The organism is Sphingomonas mollis, from assembly GCF_016427505.1.
Lineage (GTDB): Bacteria > Pseudomonadota > Alphaproteobacteria > Sphingomonadales > Sphingomonadaceae > Sphingomonas > Sphingomonas mollis.
The window spans coordinates 184,015-201,200 of sequence record NZ_JAELXS010000005.1 but is presented as its reverse complement, the minus strand read 5'-3'; the positions used below and the strand labels follow the sequence as shown (position 1 = coordinate 201,200).

At 67.0% G+C, this 17,186-nt stretch carries 19 protein-coding genes; 16 read left to right on the top strand and 3 right to left on the bottom strand.

The genetic code is table 11. The features are described from left to right. Positions 1–131: 131 nt before the first annotated feature. Together rplQ and guaA are read left to right on the top strand one after the other, a co-directional pair. Positions 132–557 carry a 50S ribosomal protein L17 gene (rplQ, locus tag JAO74_RS10650; RefSeq protein ID WP_056523887.1) on the top strand — a complete coding sequence of 142 codons (426 nt, stop codon included), beginning with the start codon at positions 132–134 and terminating at the stop codon, positions 555–557. Positions 558–736: 179 nt separating this feature from the next. Further along, positions 737–2,290: a glutamine-hydrolyzing GMP synthase gene (gene guaA / locus JAO74_RS10645; protein ID WP_199037728.1), complete on the top strand. Its 1,554-nt coding sequence runs from the start codon at positions 737–739 to the stop codon at positions 2,288–2,290. 10 nt (positions 2,291–2,300) lie between these two features. Here guaA and JAO74_RS10640 read toward each other — a convergent pair whose 3' ends face one another. After that, on the bottom strand, positions 2,301–2,651 hold the full coding sequence (locus JAO74_RS10640) for a response regulator (protein WP_332908782.1): 351 nt from the start codon (positions 2,649–2,651) through the stop codon (positions 2,301–2,303). Positions 2,652–2,812: 161 nt separating this feature from the next. Between JAO74_RS10640 and leuC the strand changes: the two genes are divergently transcribed. The 8 genes from leuC (at position 2,813) to JAO74_RS10600 (ending at position 8,187) form a co-directional block, all read left to right on the top strand. Further along, the gene (leuC, locus tag JAO74_RS10635) at positions 2,813–4,252 is read left to right on the top strand and encodes a 3-isopropylmalate dehydratase large subunit (protein WP_199037724.1); all 1,440 of its coding nucleotides are present in this window, start codon (positions 2,813–2,815) and stop codon (positions 4,250–4,252) included. Positions 4,253–4,352: 100 nt separating this feature from the next. Beyond that, positions 4,353–4,982, top strand: a complete 630-nt coding sequence (gene leuD, locus JAO74_RS10630; RefSeq protein WP_199037721.1) for a 3-isopropylmalate dehydratase small subunit — start codon at positions 4,353–4,355, stop codon at positions 4,980–4,982. Next, positions 4,945–5,940, top strand: coding sequence for an NADPH:quinone oxidoreductase family protein (locus JAO74_RS10625; protein ID WP_199037719.1), 996 nt, complete (start codon positions 4,945–4,947; stop codon positions 5,938–5,940). Before leuD ends, JAO74_RS10625 begins: the two co-directional genes overlap by 38 nt. Positions 5,941–6,276: 336 nt before the next feature. Next, positions 6,277–6,600, top strand: coding sequence for a DUF1476 domain-containing protein (locus JAO74_RS10620; protein ID WP_199037969.1), 324 nt, complete (start codon positions 6,277–6,279; stop codon positions 6,598–6,600). Between the two features lie 3 nt (positions 6,601–6,603). Next, the gene (locus tag JAO74_RS10615) at positions 6,604–6,834 is read left to right on the top strand and encodes a BolA family protein (RefSeq protein WP_199037717.1); all 231 of its coding nucleotides are present in this window, start codon (positions 6,604–6,606) and stop codon (positions 6,832–6,834) included. A gap of 23 nt (positions 6,835–6,857) precedes the next feature. Next, positions 6,858–7,184, top strand: coding sequence for a Grx4 family monothiol glutaredoxin (grxD, locus tag JAO74_RS10610; RefSeq protein WP_199037715.1), 327 nt, complete (start codon positions 6,858–6,860; stop codon positions 7,182–7,184). A gap of 116 nt (positions 7,185–7,300) precedes the next feature. After that, complete coding sequence (locus JAO74_RS10605) at positions 7,301–7,498, top strand: hypothetical protein (RefSeq protein WP_199037713.1); 198 nt, start codon at positions 7,301–7,303, stop codon at positions 7,496–7,498. 35 nt (positions 7,499–7,533) lie between these two features. Next, positions 7,534–8,187: a hypothetical protein gene (locus JAO74_RS10600; RefSeq protein WP_199037711.1), complete on the top strand. Its 654-nt coding sequence runs from the start codon at positions 7,534–7,536 to the stop codon at positions 8,185–8,187. Positions 8,188–8,238: 51 nt separating this feature from the next. Here JAO74_RS10600 and chrA read toward each other — a convergent pair whose 3' ends face one another. Beyond that, positions 8,239–9,450 carry a chromate efflux transporter gene (gene chrA, locus JAO74_RS10595; RefSeq protein ID WP_199037709.1) on the bottom strand — a complete coding sequence of 404 codons (1,212 nt, stop codon included), beginning with the start codon at positions 9,448–9,450 and terminating at the stop codon, positions 8,239–8,241. A 388-nt stretch (positions 9,451–9,838) separates the two neighbouring features. Here chrA and JAO74_RS10590 point away from each other — a divergent pair, with 388 nt between their 5' ends. From JAO74_RS10590 to nadA, 5 genes are all read left to right on the top strand, one after another. After that, positions 9,839–10,207: a BlaI/MecI/CopY family transcriptional regulator gene (locus JAO74_RS10590; RefSeq protein ID WP_199037707.1), complete on the top strand. Its 369-nt coding sequence runs from the start codon at positions 9,839–9,841 to the stop codon at positions 10,205–10,207. Next, positions 10,204–11,880: a M56 family metallopeptidase gene (locus JAO74_RS10585; protein ID WP_199037705.1), complete on the top strand. Its 1,677-nt coding sequence runs from the start codon at positions 10,204–10,206 to the stop codon at positions 11,878–11,880. Before JAO74_RS10590 ends, JAO74_RS10585 begins: the two co-directional genes overlap by 4 nt. A 424-nt stretch (positions 11,881–12,304) precedes the next feature. After that, positions 12,305–13,165 carry an MBL fold metallo-hydrolase gene (locus tag JAO74_RS10580; protein ID WP_199037703.1) on the top strand — a complete coding sequence of 287 codons (861 nt, stop codon included), beginning with the start codon at positions 12,305–12,307 and terminating at the stop codon, positions 13,163–13,165. Continuing rightward, a complete protein-coding gene (locus tag JAO74_RS10575; RefSeq protein ID WP_199037701.1) occupies positions 13,147–13,890 on the top strand; it encodes a DUF4230 domain-containing protein in 744 nt (247 codons plus the stop codon). Before JAO74_RS10580 ends, JAO74_RS10575 begins: the two co-directional genes overlap by 19 nt. A gap of 28 nt (positions 13,891–13,918) precedes the next feature. Continuing rightward, positions 13,919–14,917, top strand: coding sequence for a quinolinate synthase NadA (gene nadA / locus JAO74_RS10570; RefSeq protein ID WP_199037698.1), 999 nt, complete (start codon positions 13,919–13,921; stop codon positions 14,915–14,917). A 6-nt stretch (positions 14,918–14,923) separates the two neighbouring features. On the opposite strand, the gene JAO74_RS19150 is transcribed toward nadA, so the two are convergent. Further along, positions 14,924–16,066, bottom strand: coding sequence for a GGDEF domain-containing protein (locus tag JAO74_RS19150; RefSeq protein WP_332908781.1), 1,143 nt, complete (start codon positions 16,064–16,066; stop codon positions 14,924–14,926). A gap of 202 nt (positions 16,067–16,268) precedes the next feature. On the opposite strand from JAO74_RS19150, the gene nadC reads away from it, so the two are divergent. Beyond that, the gene (gene nadC / locus JAO74_RS10560) at positions 16,269–17,123 is read left to right on the top strand and encodes a carboxylating nicotinate-nucleotide diphosphorylase (RefSeq protein ID WP_199037693.1); all 855 of its coding nucleotides are present in this window, start codon (positions 16,269–16,271) and stop codon (positions 17,121–17,123) included. The last annotated feature ends 63 nt before the right edge of the window (positions 17,124–17,186 follow it).

The window sequence follows — 17,186 nt, the reverse complement described above, 5'->3', positions numbered from 1 at the left end:
CCTCGCCGAGGTGTGACTTTCCACGATTTCCCCGGCTTCGGCCGGGATGGGCTATGGGCGGTGGCCCGATCACACCGCCTGCTCTGGGGTTCCGTGACACGGCCCCTTATCGAACGAAGAAGGATTTACCCATGCGTCATCGTGTCGGCGGCCGTAAGCTACAGCGTACTTCGGCCCATCGTATCGCCCTGTTCCGCAACATGGCGGCAGCGCTCATCAAGCACGAGCAGATCACCACGACCGTCGCCAAGGCGAAGGAGCTTCGCCCGTATGTCGAGAAGCTGGTGACGCTGGCGAAGAAGGGTGGCCTGTCCAACCGTCGTCTCGCCCATGCCCGCCTGCTGGACGATGCGCAGCTCATCAAGCTGTTCGACGTGATCGGCACCCGCTACGCCGATCGCAACGGCGGTTACACCCGCATCATCAAGGCCGGCCCGCGCCAGTCCGATGCATCGCCGATGGCGATCATCGAGTTCGTCGATCGTGACGTTTCGGCCAAGGGTCAGGATTCGGGTCCGGTCATGAACAACGACGAGGATTACAACGAGGCGGCGTAAGCCGGACATCCCCGGGATAGCGAAAGCTGATCGGGGTCGATGTCCGGCCGGCCGGCGGCGCCAGGGCGCCGTCCGACGACATGGCTTCGCCATGTCGGCCCGTCCATATCAGGAGGCCGCGTTTCCATTCGGAAGCGCGGCCTCTTTCGTTGTCGGCCACATGTCGCTATCGGCCCGCCATGGAACACCCCGACAGCATCCTCATCGTCGATTTCGGCAGCCAGGTGACGCAGCTCATCGCCCGCCGCGTGCGCGAGGCCGGCGTCTATAGCGAGATCGCCCCCTTCCAGTCCGCCGCCGACGCCTTCGCCCGGATGCAGCCGCGCGGCATCATCCTGTCCGGCGGCCCGGCATCGGTGCTGGACGAGCACAGCCCGCGCATCCCCGACACGATCCTGAACAGCGGCCTGCCGATGCTGGGCATCTGTTATGGCCAGCAGGCGCTGACGCAGCAGCTCGGCGGCCGGGTCGAAAAGGGCATGGGCGGCGAGTTCGGCGAGGCGTTCGTGTCGGTCGACGCCACCTGCGCGCTGTTCGACGGTCTGTGGACAGAAGGTGAGCGCCATCAGGTGTGGATGAGCCACGGCGATCACGTCGCCGAGATCGCACCCGGCTTCCACCCCGTCGCCTCCAGCCCCGGCGCGCCCTTCGCGATCATCGCCGACGAGGCGCGGCGTATCTATGCGATGCAGTTCCACCCGGAAGTGGTCCACACGCCGGACGGGTCAAAGCTGATCGCGAATTTCGTCCGCCACGTTTGCGGTTTGCCCGGCGACTGGAGCATGGCCGGCTTCCGCGCCGCCAAGATCGCCGAGATCCGCGCGCAGGTCGGCGTCGGAAAGGTCATCTGCGGCCTGTCGGGCGGGGTCGACTCATCGGTAGCGGCGCTCTTGATCCATGAGGCGATCGGCGATCAGCTGACCTGCGTGTTCGTCGACGGCGGCATCCTGCGCGCGGGCGAGGCCGAGCAGGTCGTCGGACTGTTCCGCGGCCATTACAACATTCCGCTCGTCCATGTGCAGGCGCAGGACCTGTTCATGGATGGCCTGGCCGGCGTCACCGACCCGGAAGCCAAGCGCAAGTTCATCGGCAAGACCTTCATCGACGTGTTCGAGGCGGAGGCGAACAAGATCGGCGGCGCTGAGTTCCTGGCGCAGGGGACGCTCTATCCGGACGTGATCGAAAGCGTCAGCTTCACCGGCGGGCCATCGGTGACGATCAAGAGCCACCACAATGTCGGCGGCCTGCCCGAACGCATGAACATGAAGCTCGTCGAGCCGCTGCGCGAGCTGTTCAAGGACGAGGTTCGCGTGCTCGGTCGCGAACTGGGGTTGCCGGACGTGTTCGTCGGGCGCCATCCTTTCCCCGGACCCGGCCTCGCGATCCGCATTCCCGGCGAGGTGACGCGCGAGCGCTGCGACATCCTGCGCAAGGCGGATGCGATCTATCTGGAGGAAATCCGCAGCGCCGGCCTGTACGATGCCATCTGGCAGGCGTTCGCCGTGCTGCTGCCCGTCCGCACCGTCGGCGTGATGGGCGATGCGCGTACCTATGATCACGTACTGGCGCTGCGCGCGGTGACATCGACCGATGGCATGACCGCGCAGGCATTCTCGTTCCCCGGCGATTTCCTGCCACGCGTCACGACGCGGATCATCAACGAGGTGCGCGGCATCAACCGCGTCACCTATGACTACACATCAAAGCCGCCCGGCACGATCGAATGGGAATGAGACGTCGGGGCTAAAGCCTGACGAGCTGGTGGAATGCCTGTGTGACGGCATCGTCCGTCACCGGCTTCACCAGTATCTTGGCGGACGCGTGACAGGGATCGCATTCATCGGGACTGGCGGTGATGAAGATCACCGGCGTCGGCCCCAGCGCGTCGAGAATGCGCGCCACCGCCGCCGGTCCGCAGCCATTCTCCAGCTTCACGTCCGATGTGATGAGGGTGGGGTGGTGCTGATGCGCCATCTCCACCGCCTCGTCCTCGGTCGCGGCGAACGAGAAGGACGTGGCGCCGGCGTCGGCGAGGATCATCTCGATGTTCATCGCGACCAGCGGCTCGTCCTCGATAATCAGAACGTGGCACACAGGACGTCTCCGGTAACATGGATCAGCATCTAACGGTCGCTGCACCCGATAAGGTCCGCCACGGTACATTATAGCAGGAATTCGTCCGATCCCGACGACCGAGGACAGGTTATTGCGCCCGACCTTGGCCTCGCGGGCCTTTTCGGTTAACGCGCGCGATCATGTCCAGCCGTCCGCAAACGCTTTACGAGAAGATCTGGGACGCCCATGTCGTCGAACGTCGCGACGATGGTACGTGCCTGATCTATATCGACCGCCACCTCGTCCATGAAGTGACCAGCCCGCAGGCATTCGAGGGGCTTCGCGTCGCCGGCCGGCGCGTGCGGCGGCCCGAGCTGACGCTGGCGGTGCCGGACCATAATCTGCCGACGACGCCGCGGGTCGATGCCGCCGGCCGCCTGCTGCCGATCGCCGACAAGGAAAGCGCGGCGCAGCTCGACGCGCTTCGTCGCAACACGGCGGAGTTCGGGGTCGATTACATCGATGCGACCGCGGTCGAGCAGGGCATCGTCCATGTCGTCGGACCGGAACTGGGCTTCACCCTGCCGGGAACGACCTTGGTGTGCGGTGACAGCCATACGTCGGCGCATGGCGCGCTGGGGGCGCTGGCGTTCGGCATCGGCACGTCGGAGGTCGAGCATGTGCTCGCCACGCAGACGCTGCTGCTGTCGCCGTCAAAAACGATGGAAATCCGTGTCGATGGCACGCTGGGCTTCGGTGTGTCGGCCAAGGACGTGATCCTGGCGATCATCGGCAAGATCGGGGCGGCGGGCGGTACGGGTTATGTCGTCGAATATACCGGCGAGGTGATCCGCAACCTGTCGGTCGAAGGACGGCTGACGATCGCCAACATGTCGATCGAGGGGGGCGCGCGCGCCGGCCTCGTCGCGCCGGACGAGACGACGTTCGCCTATATCAAGGGCCGACCGATGGCGCCGTCGGGCGCCGACTGGGACCGGGCGGTGGCGTGGTGGCGGACGTTGCCGAGCGATCCGTGCGCGGTGTACGACCGGACGGTGACGCTGCACGCCAGCGATATCGCGCCGTCGCTGACCTGGGGAACGAGTCCCGAAGACGTCGTGCCGATCACCGGTTCGGTGCCCGATCCGGACAGTTTCGCCGATCCCGCCAAGCGGGCGGCGGCGCGCAAGTCGCTCGATTATATGGGCCTGACGCCCGGCACGCGGATGCAGGACGTGGACATCGGCCATGTCTTCATCGGCAGTTGCACCAACAGCCGGATCGAGGATCTGCGCGCGGCGGCCTCGGTCGCCGATGGTCGCCGCGTCGCGGACGGGGTGCGGGCGATGGTGGTGCCGGGGTCGGGGCTGGTGAAGCGGCAGGCCGAGGCAGAGGGCCTCGATCGCATCTTCACCACCGCCGGGTTCGAATGGCGCGAGCCGGGCTGTTCGATGTGTCTGGCGATGAACCCGGACAAGGTGCCGCCGGGCGAGCGTTGTGCCTCGACCTCCAACCGCAACTTCGTCGGCCGGCAGGGGCCGGGGGCGCGGACGCATCTGTTGTCGCCGGCGATGGCGGCGGCGGCGGCGGTGACGGGACGGCTGGCGGATGTCCGCGATCTGATGGGAGCGAAGTCATGAAGAAGGTTTTGGTGATGCTGATCGCCGGTGCGGTGCTGAGCGGCTTCGCGGCCTATAGCGCCACGGTGGCGAAGCCGCTGACGCAGGTTCGGGCGGGCTGATGCAGCCGGTCACCGTCGTCACCGGCACCGCCTATCCCTGGGGGGCGAAGAACGTCGACACCGACGTCATCATCCCGGCCCACTGGCTGAAGACGATCTCGCGGACGGGACTCGGTCGCGGGGCGTTCGAGACGGTGCGGGCGCAGCCGGACAATATCTTCGACGATCCGCGCTATGCCGGGTCGCCGGTGCTGATCGCGGGCGATAATTTTGGTTGCGGTTCCAGCCGCGAACATGCCGCCTGGGCGCTGGCGGACATGGGCGTGCGGGCGGTGATCGCGCCGAGTTTTTCCGACATCTTTTCGGGCAATGCCTTCAAGAACGGCATCGTCCCGGTCGTGCTGCCGCAGGACGCGGTGGACCGGCTGGTCGAGGTGGCGAAGGATCAGCCGGTGACGGTCGATCTGGAGACGATGACGGTAACGACGCCGTTTCAGGACCGCTTTCCGTTCGACCTTGACCCGTTCCGCCGCCAGTGCCTGATGGAGGGGCTGGACGAGATCGGCTTGACCTTGGCGCGAGATACCGCGATTTCGAAATTCGAGGGAGCGATGGCCGAACATCGCCCCTGGATCGAGGAGAGGCGCGGATATGAAGGCGTTGCTGTCGAGGGTGCCGGGCGGACCTGATCTTCTGGAATTGAGCGAGGTTCCCGATCCGCCGGTCGCGGCGGGGCAGGTGCTGGTCGCGGTGAAGGCCTGCGCGATCAACTATCCGGACGTTCTCATCATCGAGGACAAGTACCAGTTCAAACCGCCACGCCCCTTCGCGCCGGGCGGCGAGATCGCCGGGGTGATCGAGGCGATCGGCGAGGACGTGACCGGCTGGCAGGTCGGCGACCGGGTGATCGGCATGGTCGGTCATGGCGGGCTGGCCGAGAAGGTCGCGGTCGAGGCGGGGCGGCTGTATCGCCTGCCGCCGGAGCGTGACTTCGCCGAGGGGGCGGCGTTGCTGCTGACCTATGCGACGACTATCCATGCGCTGCTCGATCGCGGGCGGCTGGCGGCGGGGCAGCGCCTGCTGGTGCTGGGCGCGGCGGGCGGCGTCGGGCTGGCGGCGATCGAACTGGGCAAGGCGTTCGGGGCGCAGGTCGTCGCGGCGGTGTCGTCGGACGAGAAGGCGGTGGCGGCGAGCGCGGCGGGGGCGGACGAGACGATCGTCTATGGCCGGGCGCCGTTCGACAAGGATCAGTCGAAGGCGCTGGCCGACCGGTTCAAGGCGGCGGGGGGCAAGGCCGGGTTCGACGTGATCTATGATCCGGTCGGCGGCGATTATGCCGAACCGGCGCTCAGGTCGATCGGCTGGGAAGGCCGCTATCTGGTGGTCGGCTTTCCGGCCGGTATTCCGAAACTGCCGCTGAACCTGACGCTGCTGAAAAGCTGCGACGTGTGCGGCGTGTTCTGGGGTGCGTTCGCGGCGCGCGATCCGGCGGCGAATGCGGCGCATATCGACCGGCTGTTCGCGCTGTGGGCGGAAGGCGCGATCGCGCCCCGGGTAACGGCGCGCTTTCCGCTGGCACGCGGTGGCGAGGCGATCGCGACGATGGCGGCGCGCGGCGCGATCGGAAAGCTGGTGGTGACGGTTTAGCGCAACCGCACCTATCGATATCCGTTTGGCCTGAGCGACGTCGAAGACCAGCTTTCCACAAGGTGCTTCGACTTCGCTCAGCACGAACGGCTCAACACCCTTGGCCGGCTGGAAAGTCGCTAAAGTCACACTCTCCACGCACGCGCGATCACGCGCGTACATGCGCGGGGGATTATACCGGAGCGGGTCCGGCGATGCGAAAGAACAGGACGGGGATACCGGAACGACCGGCTGTAGGACAGCGGTCATCGTAACGCGGCGCACCGGCGCCGGACACGTTGCGCGACGGCGTCGGCGCGCCTATCTCGACGGAGATATGCGATGGGGAAGCCGCCGATGACCAGTTTCGACGATCGCGAACGCGCGTTCGAGGCGAAATATGCGCGCGATCAGGAGATGACGTTCCGCATCACCGCGCGGCGCAACCGGCTGTTGGGCCAATGGGCGGCGGTGCAGATGGAACTGACCCCGGCGGAGGCGGATGCCTATGCCAAGGCGGTGGTGCAGGCCGATTTTGAGGAATCGGGCGACGAGGACGTGATCCGCAAGCTGGTCGGCGACCTGACCGCGGCGGGGATCGAGACCGACGAGGGCATTGTCCGCCGCGCGCTGGAGGAACGGCTGATCGAGGCGCGCCGCCAGTTGATGGAGGCGCAGTAAGCGATGCCGATGGCCGCCGAAGAAATCGCCCGGATGATCCGCGCTGCCATTCCCGATGCCGAGGTGGAGATCACCGATCTGGCCGGCGATGGCGATCACTATGCCGCGCGCGTCGTATCACCCAGCTTTGCCGGGATGCCGCGTGTGCGCCAGCACCAGAAGGTCTATGCGGCACTGGGTGGACGCATGGGGGGCGTGCTGCACGCGCTCCAGCTGACCACCGCCGTTTCTTGAGCCGATTTCCTGAGGAAGACGACATGACCGACGACGCCAATGCCCGCATCGATGCGGTAGTCAAAGCCAACAGGGCCGTGCTGTTCATGAAGGGCAGCCCGCTGTTCCCGCAATGCGGCTTTTCCAGCCGCGCGGTGGCGATCCTGAACCATTTGGGCGCGGAGTTCGAAAGCGTCGACGTGCTGCAGGATCAGGGCATACGCCAGGGCATCAAGGCCTTTTCGGACTGGCCGACGATCCCGCAGCTCTATGTCGATGGCGAGTTCGTCGGCGGATCGGACATTATGATGGAGATGTACGAGAGCGGCGAACTAGCCGAGTTGTTCGGGGCGGAGAAATCCGACGCCTGACGGCCGGGTGGCTGTTTGATGTGACGACGACGGGCGCCGGGAGGCGCCCGTTTTCGTTTGTGGTCGTTGGCGAGCGCTCAATTGCGGGCGTTCGCCACTTGGGCGATGATGTCGCTATGAGCATCCTGACTGCCGTCCTGCTGGCGCTGGCACTGCTCGTCTGCAACCTGATCTATTGCGGGCGGCGCATCATGACCGACTTGCGCCATTCGCGACGCGTGGACGTGACATGGGGCTCGTTGGCTTTTTGCGGCGCGTTTATGGCTATGCTGTCGATGGCTTGGGCCACGGCAGCCAGTCTCGCTCATTTCTAGAGGCGGCTTACGCCCACTAGCGGACGCTAACAAACATGAGCAAATATGCGCCCATGGACACTCAGCCTCCAGCCACCCCGTTTAACGAAGACGAGGCAAGCGGGCACTTCTTTCGCCTGTTGGGAGAGCTGCATCATAGCTACACGGCGCTTGAGCATGAGCTAACGTGTTCAGTCTACGTAGCGGTGACACGCCTCGTCGAGCGGGATGATGCGGTCGTCGCTATGCTGGGTGGGCAACGCATGTCGCCGCTAAAGGATACTATTAAGCGCCTTCTGCGGGTGACGGGAGCTGCAATAGACCGTAAGGCATTTGTTGATTCTCTGTTCAGTCACCTAGGAGAGATACAGTTTTTCCGGGACCGGCTTACGCACTTTATAACGGTGATGTCGGATTATAACCCAGAATGCTGGGTGAATATGAACTTCACCGGCATTAAAGAGCGTGAGAAGATGGAAGACATCCACTTCAATCTTTTTGCACTCCATGCGGCAGCGTGCGATTTGCGCGCACTGCGCTTTCTGGTTGGCGCAATTTTCGCCTATCGAATTGCGGGAGTGGATGAAACTCTGCCAACTATCCCCGAATGGCAATTCAGCCCGTCGATGCTCGTTCGCGATCACCCTGTCATTCAGGAGACTCGTAGGGCTAACTCCCGAGGCGAAGCTATTCCGACTAACGGCAGCTAACCACCAATTTCCGACGTAGAAGCGGTCAAGATCGCCCTAATCAGGCCGCCGCTAACCTCCCGCCCGATTGATTCCCAGCGGCACCAGCCACCCCGCCATCGCTCCGCCGGCAACCAGCACCGGGATCACCCAGCCACCCTTCAGGCGCCAAGCAGCGGTGAGGGCGATGGCGAACAGGGCGATGGCGATGGCGGGTTGCGTCACTGGCGCGCCCGTCGCGCGGGCGAGCTGGGCGAAGGTGGCGGCGATGATGCCGATGACGGCGGCGGCTACGCCGGCGAGGAAGCGGTGGAGGGCGGGGTTCTCGACCACTGATTCCAGCCGTTCGAACAAGATCAACGAGAAGGCGAAGGCGGGCAGGAACATGCCGGCGGTGATCGACAGTGCACCGGCCGGGCCGCCGACGACATAGCCGACGAAGGTCGCGAAGATGACGAGCGGGGCGGGCAGGACGCCGGCCAGCGCGATGCCGTCAAGGAAGGTGGCGTCGCTCAGCCAGCCCCGCCCGACCGTGTCGGCGCGGACATAGGGGATCGCGGTATAGGCGCCGCCGAAGGTCAGCAGGCCGCCCTTCAGGCCGGCGACGAACAGCGCCGCCAGCGTCACCGGCGCGCCGGCCGCGACGGCGGTGCGGGCGGCCGGCAGGGCGACCGGCACCACCAGCGCGACGACGATCGCGGCGAGCAGGACCAGGGCCGCCATCGCCGGGCGGTGGACCAGCGCATAGACGAACCCGGCGGCGGCGAGGGGTATCCAGACCGGCACGCCGACCAGCGTGGCGATCAGGCTGGCGACGGCGATGACGGCAAGCAGCCGGTCCTCGATCACATGCTGGCCGATCCGCACCATCGCGCGGGCGATGATCGCCAGCACGACGATCTGCACGCCCAGCAATATGCCGGCCAGCTCGATGTTGCCGGCGATCCACGTGACGTACAGCCACCCCGCCGCCATCATCAGCAACAGGCCCGGCAGCATGAAGCCGAGGCCGGCGACGACCCCGCCCCGGCGACCACGGGCGACGATGCCGAGATGGACGCACAGCTCATGCGCCTCCGGGCCGGGCAGGATCTGGAGGACGGCGAGCAACCGGTTGAAGCGCGCCGGATCGATCCAGCGTTCGCGTTCGACCAGCGATTGCCGCAGCATGGCGATCTGCGCGACGGGGCCGCCAAAGGCGAGCGCGCCGAAGGTCAGGAACTTCAGGAACAGGGCGCCGAGACCGAGGTGGGGCGGGCGGGTGTCGGGGATCGGGTCGGTCATGCGTCGCTCCTGCGCGCCGTGGGCACGGCGGATGGAGCGGACTTGGACGGTCACCGTCTGACCGGGCGTCCGCGTCGGCCCGGTGGCGCGATCATGGGCGAGAGCGGGCCGATGGGTCAACCGTGCTGGAAAGGCCGGGTGCGGGTGGACCGGTGCGAGACGGATCGCGAGCGACCGGTCCACCCTGCTGAAAGCGCTGAGGCTTCGGCTGTCCCTATCTTAGCAGGGCGCGTGCCAGTTCGGTGAAAGGCCGGATTCCCGCGGGGTCCGGTGGTTAACGGTCGGGGGCGGGATGCGGCGGTCGTAAGATTTTCCGACAGTGGGCAGGCATCATTGACTACGCCTGTAATCGATGCGATTACAGGCGTAGTCAATGAGGGAGCGAGTCGTGGCCGAACGGATCAGCGATGCCGAACATGCCGTGATGGAGGTGCTGTGGGAGGCGTCGCCGCTTACCGCGCAGGATGTGGCCGAACGGGTCGATCCGGCGCGGGACTGGAGCGCCAATACCGTCAAGACGCTGCTGGGACGGCTGCTGGGCAAGGCGGTGATCGCGCATGAGCAGGATGGCCGGCGTTACCTGTACCGGCCTCTGGTGGCGCGCGACGATTATGTCGCGGGGGAATCGCAGCGGCTGATCGACCGGCTGTTCGGCGGGCGTCTGATGCCGTTCGTGGCGCATCTGGCGGAACGGGACGAGCTGACCGCGCGCGACATCGCCGAGATCGAGGCGATCCTGAAGGAGCTGAAGGCATGACCGGCTGGGCGGTGGAGGCGCTGATCGCGTCGGCGGTGCTGATGGCGGTGGTGTTGCTGGTGCGGGCGCCGGTGCGGCGGCTGTTCGGGCCGCAGATCGCCTATGCGTTGTGGGCGCTCCCGATGCTGCGGATGGTGACGCCGCCGCTGCCCGCCGACTGGCGCGAGCAGGCGGTGATGCCGATCAGCCGGGCGAGCGAGGCGGTGACGGTGCTGATCGTGCCGTCCGCCGCGCCGATCCGGGCGGCTGCTGCTGCTGCGGTCGAGCCGGCGGCGGCGCTGCCCTGGGGGGCGATGATCGCGGCGGCTTGGCTGCTGGGGGCGGGGGCGTTCTTCCTGCTGCATGTCGTGCGGCATCGGCAGTTCTGTCGGCGATTGTTGCTGGATGCGCGGACGCTGGACGAGATTGACGGCGTGCGGGTGATCGAGACGGCGGCGGCGGCGGGGCCGTTGGCGTTCGGTACGGCGCGGCGCTTCGTGGCGTTCCCGGACGATTTCGCCGACCGTTATGACGCGGACGAGCGCGAACTGGCGCTGGCGCATGAGCTGGGCCACCACGCGCGCGGCGACCTGATCGCCAATTGGGCGGCGCTGGCGCTGTTGGCGGTGCACTGGTTCAATCCACTGGCGTGGCGGGCTTTCCGGGCGTTCCGCTGCGATCAGGAACTGGCCAACGACGCGCGCGTGCTGGCGGGGCGCAGCCGGACGGACCGGCACATCTATGCCTGCGCGATCGTGAAGGCCGCGCATGGCGGCGCGATCTCCGCTGCCTGTCATCTGCACACCATCACCGACCTGAAAGGGAGACTGAAGATGTTGACGAATACGCGTCTGTCGCGCGCTCGCCTGGCCACCGGGGCGGCGGCGGTGCTGGGGGTCGTGGTGACGGGATTGGCCGTGACCGCATCGGGGACACAGGCGGCGGCGGCGATCACCGAGCGGGTGGAGCGGGCGACGGGTGTGCAGATCGCCGCACCGGCGGTGCCGCCCGCACCGGTCGCGCCCGCCGTGCCGGCGGCGCCGGCGTCCAATGAGAAGGCCACGAAGCGGGTCGTGATCGTCAAGGATGGTCGCTCCACCACCTATGTCGGCGCGGACGCCGACCGGTTTCTGACGACCAACCGGATCATGGTGCCGACGCCGCCTGCACCGCCCGTGCGGGTGGATGGGGCGAGACCGCCGCTGCCACCGGTGCCGCCGCGCGTCATGGTGATGCGGGTGAACGGCGACACGGTCGTCGATGGCGGCCATGGCCCGGTGACGATCCGCAGCGGCGATTGCCAGCCGGCGTCGGGCAGCGAGACGGTGATCCATCGGCAGGAGAATGGCCGGCGGGTGACGGTCCTGTGCAGCAACCGGATCGCGGCACAGGCCAGCGCGGCGGCGGCGGCGGCCTCTGCCCAGGGGGCATGGGCCGGTCGGCAGGCCGCCGATGCCGAGCGGCAGGCCGCACAGGCGCAGCGTCAGGCGGATCGCGCAGAACGTCAGGCGGCGATCGCCGAACGCCGCGCCAACGAGGCGAAGGTATCGGGCCTGAAGCAGGCGATCGCCAGCATCCAGTTGGCGCGCACCTCGATCGAGAACGATCGCAACCTGACGGGCGAGAAGCGGGCACAGGCGCTGGCCGGGTTGGACGATGCCTTGCGGGAAGTGCGCCGCGAGATGCAGGACTGATCCGGGGGAATCGGTCCGGCAGGAAGAAATGGGTTCGCGCGGAGGCGCGGAGACGCGGAAAAGAAGGGATGGCGGGAGTCGCTCGTGATGCCGCGGATCGCGATCCGGGGGGGCGTGATCTGGAGGGCCTGCGGCCGGCCGCGCGCGGCGCCGGGATCTCTCTTTCTTCTGCTCCGCGTCTCCGCGTCTCCGCGTGAACCGTTCAGGGGCTGGCCACATCATGCTTTATGGATGTTCGTCATTGAGAGCGCCGCGAAGCAATCCACGGCAGTGCGTGAGGCACTGGGTTGCTTCGCTGCGCTCGCAATGACGATATGTCGGGTTTGCCGAAATATCTTCTTCGCCTTTGAGACCGCAGAGGCGATGGCATCGGGGGACGGGCGGGGCTTGCCATCGCGGCGCTCCGCCGCCACATCGGTCGATAATGGCCGATCTCCCGACCGGAATGCCGATCCAGCTCGAACCGCTGGTGATCCGCGTGCTGGCGCCCAATGCCTCCGCCTATACCTATACCGGCACGCAATCCTATGTCGTCGGTGGCGCGGGTGACGTGGCGGTGATCGATCCCGGTCCCGACGATGGCGGGCATCTGGCCGCGCTGGAGCGGGCGATCGACGGGCGGCCGGTGCGGGCGATCATGATTACGCATCATCACCGCGATCACAGTCCGCTGGCCCGTCGTCTGAGCGCCGCGACGGCCGCGCCGATCGTCGGGGCGGCGCCCTTCGCACCCGGGGATCATGGGAGCCGCGCCGATGCCGCGTTCGATGCGGACTATGCGCCCGACCGGGTATTGGCGGAGGGCGATACGGTAGGCGGCGACGGCTGGACGCTGACCGCGCTGGCGACGCCGGGGCATACGTCGGCCCATCTGTGCTTTGCGTTGGCGGAGACACGGGCGCTGTTTTCTGGCGATCATGTGATGGGCTGGGCGACCAGCGTCGTCTCGCCGCCGGATGGCGACATGGGCGCGTACATGGCCAGTCTGGACAAGCTGATGGGTCGCGACGACCGCGTGTTCTATCCGGGGCATGGCGAGGCGGTGGAGAATCCCCGCCGGCTGGTGCGTGGGATGCTGGGCCATCGCAAGCAGCGCGAGGGCCAGATATTGCGGCTGTTGCGTGAGGACGGACAGGCGATCCCGGCGATGGTCGGGCGGATGTATGCGGGGCTGGATACGCTGCTGTTGCCGGCGGCGGAGCGATCCGTGCTGGCGCATCTGTACGATCTGGCGAACCGTGGGCTGGTGGCGCAGGAGGGTGAGACATGGCGGATCGCGGCGTGATCGATCCGGTGCCCGAGCCTGTGGCGAAGCAGGGCGGCGGGGCCGGATCGTTTCTGGCGAAGGCGACCGGCGTCGTCATCCTGCTGGTGCTGGCGGTCCTGCTCGCGCTGCTGGGGGTGCAGCGTTACGTCGCCGACCGGCTGACCCCCGATCCGACGACGATCGCGAGCGCGAGCCTGCAAGGGCTGCGCGAACAGAACCGGCTGTCGGCGTTCGCGGCGCGCTATGTCGCGGTCGTCACCTCGCGCCAGTCGCAGCTCGGTTTTTCGACCGAGAAGACGCTCATCATGCCGGGCTCGGTGCGGTACGAGGTCGATCTGGGCAAGCTGACCGAGCGCGACGTGGCGTGGGATGCCGCCACCAAGACGCTGTCGGTGCGGTTGCCGGCGGTCGAGGTGGATGGTCCGCAGGTCGATCTGGCGGCGACGCGCGAATATGGATCGGGCGGCGTGCTGACGACCTTCACCGACGCCGAATCGCGACTGGACGCCGCCAACCGCCGTGCCGGACAGGCCGAACTGCTGCGGCAGGCGCGCGAGCCGACGACGATGCGGCTGGCCAAGGACGCCACGCGCCGCGCGGTGGAACGCAGTTTCGCGCTGCCGCTGCGCGCCGCCGGGCTGGATGCGAAGGTGCAGGTGCGCTTCGCCGATGATCCGACGACCACCGATGAGCGTTGGGATGTCTCGCGCTCGCTGGCGGAAGTGCTAGGGAACAGGCAATAGCCGCAACCGACGCGGGCGGAGACGATCGATGGAATTGACGACCAACTTCACCGGGCTCGACCTGCGGGCCGAGATCGACCGGCTCCGCAAGGAGCGCAATGCGGTGATCCTGGCGCATTATTACCAGAAGCCGGAATTGCAGGACATCGCCGATTTCGTCGGTGACAGCCTCGACCTGTCGAAAAAGGCGCAGGCGACCGATGCCGATGTGATCGCGTTTTGCGGCGTGCGCTTCATGGCGGAGACGGCCAAGATCCTGAGCCCGCAGAAGATCGTCGTGCTGCCCGACATGGACGCCGGCTGCTCGCTGGAGGATAGCTGCCCGCCCGAACAGTTCGCCGCGTTCCGTGCGAAGCATCCCGATCACATCGCGCTGACGTACATCAACTGTTCGGCCGAGGTGAAGGCGCTGTCGGACGTGATCGTCACGTCGTCGTCGGCGGAGGCTATCCTCGCCAAGATTCCGCTCGACCAGAAGATCATCTTCGGCCCCGATCGCAATCTGGGCGGCTATCTGGCTCGCAAGACGGGCCGCGACATGCTGTTGTGGCCGGGTGTGTGCATCGTGCACGAGGCGTTTTCGGAAACCGAGCTGCTGAAGCTGAAGGCGCAGCATCCCGGCGCGCCGATCGCGGCGCATCCGGAGTGCCCTGCGATCATCCTGGACCATGCCGATTATGTCGGGTCGACGCGCGGTATCCTGGAATATGCCAATGCGATGCCGGGCGACACGCTGATCGTCGCGACCGAGCCGCACATCATTCATCAGATGGAGCGGGCAATGCCCACCAAGCACTTCATCGGTGCGCCGGGGGCGGACGGGAACTGTAACTGCAACATCTGCCCGTACATGGCGCTGAACACGATGGAGAAGCTGTACGTGGCGCTTCGTGATCTCGAACCCCGGATCGAGATGGAGGAGGGGCTGCGGCTGCGTGCCAAAAAGAGCCTCGATGCGATGCTGGCGATGGCGGGCGGCACGGTGGGGCAAGGCGATCTGGGACCGGCGACACTAACCGGCGACTGATGGCGTTCAGAACGGCAGGAGTTCGTCCTGCCGTTCCGGATCGGCGAGGCGGGCGCCGCCGCCCATCGCCTTTACGCGGTACAGGCTGCGGTCGGCGCGGGCCATCAGGTCGGCCAGCGGCCTGACCCCGCCATCGTGCACGGCGATGCCGATGCTGGCGCCCGACACCACGAGATCGCCGGCGATCGCATGGGGTTCCCGCAATACGGCGGCGATGTCGTTGCCGAGCGCGATCGCGCTGTGATTGTCATGATCGGCGGCGATGACGACGAATTCGTCCCCGCCGATCCGCGTGACCAGCGCATCCGGCCCGGCGACCTGACGCAGCCGGTCGGCGACGGTCTGGAGCAGGCCGTCACCGGCGGCATGGCCGTAACGGTCGTTGATCCGCTTGAACCCGTCGAGATCGATGTAGCACAGCGCGTCGCCCGCGCGGCCGGCAAATCCCTGTTCCAGCCCGGTCCGGTTGAGCAGGCCGGTCAGCGGATCGTGCAGCGCCAGATGCACCATCGCGCTTTCCGCCTGCATCGTCGCGACCAGTGCGCGGTTCAGGCGGAACGCGCCCGCCGTCATACCGACCATGAAGAGCGGCGTCTGCACCAGCAGCACCAGCAAGGCCGGCTGGTCGGACAGGATGGCAGCGAGGCAGCATGGCACTAGATTGCAGGTCAGCAGCAGCACGACGAAGCGCGGCGCCGCGTAATTGCGCAGGCATGCGCCGCCCGCCATTGCCGCCGACGACAGGCATACGATGACGGTCGATACCCAGTCGCCCGCGGTGATCGTGATGAACCCGCCATAGCCGATGCTGAGCGCCCATAGCACCGACATCCAGAGATGCAGGTCGGTAGGTGTCGATCGCCCGCGCCCGGCGCGGTGCAGCGAGACGGCCAGCACCGCCAGCCGGGCGGTGCAGATCGCAACCTCCACCACGAACCAGCCGATAAAGGGGGCGCTGCCCTCATGAAACGCGACGACACCGGTGACGAGCACCGAGTTGACCAGCGCCGCGAAGAATACCGTCAGCGTGCCGAACAACGTCCCCAGCAACGCCGGGTGCAGTTCGGCGGGCGTGTCGCATCCCGGAAAGGCGAGCCACCGGGTAATGGCTAGCCGCGGCGCACTGAAACCCATCGAACTGCGTAACACGCCCTGCGTCGTCCTGACCGAATGCCCCGCATGCTCGGTAGCGGGATCGTATTGATATTAGGTTGCGGACAACCTGTCCGAACTTGCGATCGGACGCTAGACGGTGCGACGACCGTCATGACATTTCCGTGCCCCGTCGTCATTTACGGACGGGGCGTGGCGGATGTGTCACGGCCGGACCCTTGCCGGAAAGTCCCCCGCGATGCCGTTGCCTGCCCCGTTCGACCTCGATGCGTTCGTCGCCGCCACGCTGGCGGAGGATATGGGCGGGGGGGGATTCGGGGGTGGCGACGTGACGTCCGATGCGGTGATCCCGGCGGACGCACGCTTTGCCGGGGTGATGGCCAGCCGCGATGCGATGACGGTGGCGGGGATCGAGATCGCCGAGGCGTTCTTCCGCGCGCTGGACCCCGATGTCGCGATCGAGCGGCTGGTGACGGATGGCGACCGGGTGGCGGCGGGCACGGAGTTGCTGCGGATCGTCGGCCGGGCGCGGGCGCTGCTGACGGCGGAGCGATCGGCGCTGAACACGGTGCAGCATCTGTCGGGCGTCGCGACGCTGACCGCGGCGCATGTCGAGGCGATCGCGGGCACGGGCGCGACCCTGCTCGATACGCGCAAGACGATCCCCGGCCTGCGCCTGCTGGAAAAATACGCGACGCGGATGGGCGGGGCGACCAACCACCGCATGGGGTTGTGGGACGCGGCGATGATCAAGGACAATCACGTCGCGGTGGCGGGCGGCGTCGCGGCGGCGGTGGCGCGCGCCGTGCAGGCGGGGATCGCGCGGATCATCGTCGAGGTCGACCGGATCGACCAGATCGTCCCCGCGCTGGACGCGGGCGCGACGCACCTGCTGCTAGACAATATGGACGCCGCGGCGCTGCGCCGGGCGGTGGCGATGGTGGGCGGCCGGGTGCCGACCGAGGCATCGGGCGGGGTCAGGCTGGAGACGATCCGCGCGATCGCGGAGACGGGCGTGACCTATATCAGCGTCGGTCGCCTGACCCAGTCGGCGCCGGCGGTCGACATCGGGCTGGATTTCACCGCGATCTGATGGCCCGCCCCGGCACTTCGGCGCAAGGTCGGTTGCGTAGTGCGGGTGCTGGGCTATCGTCGT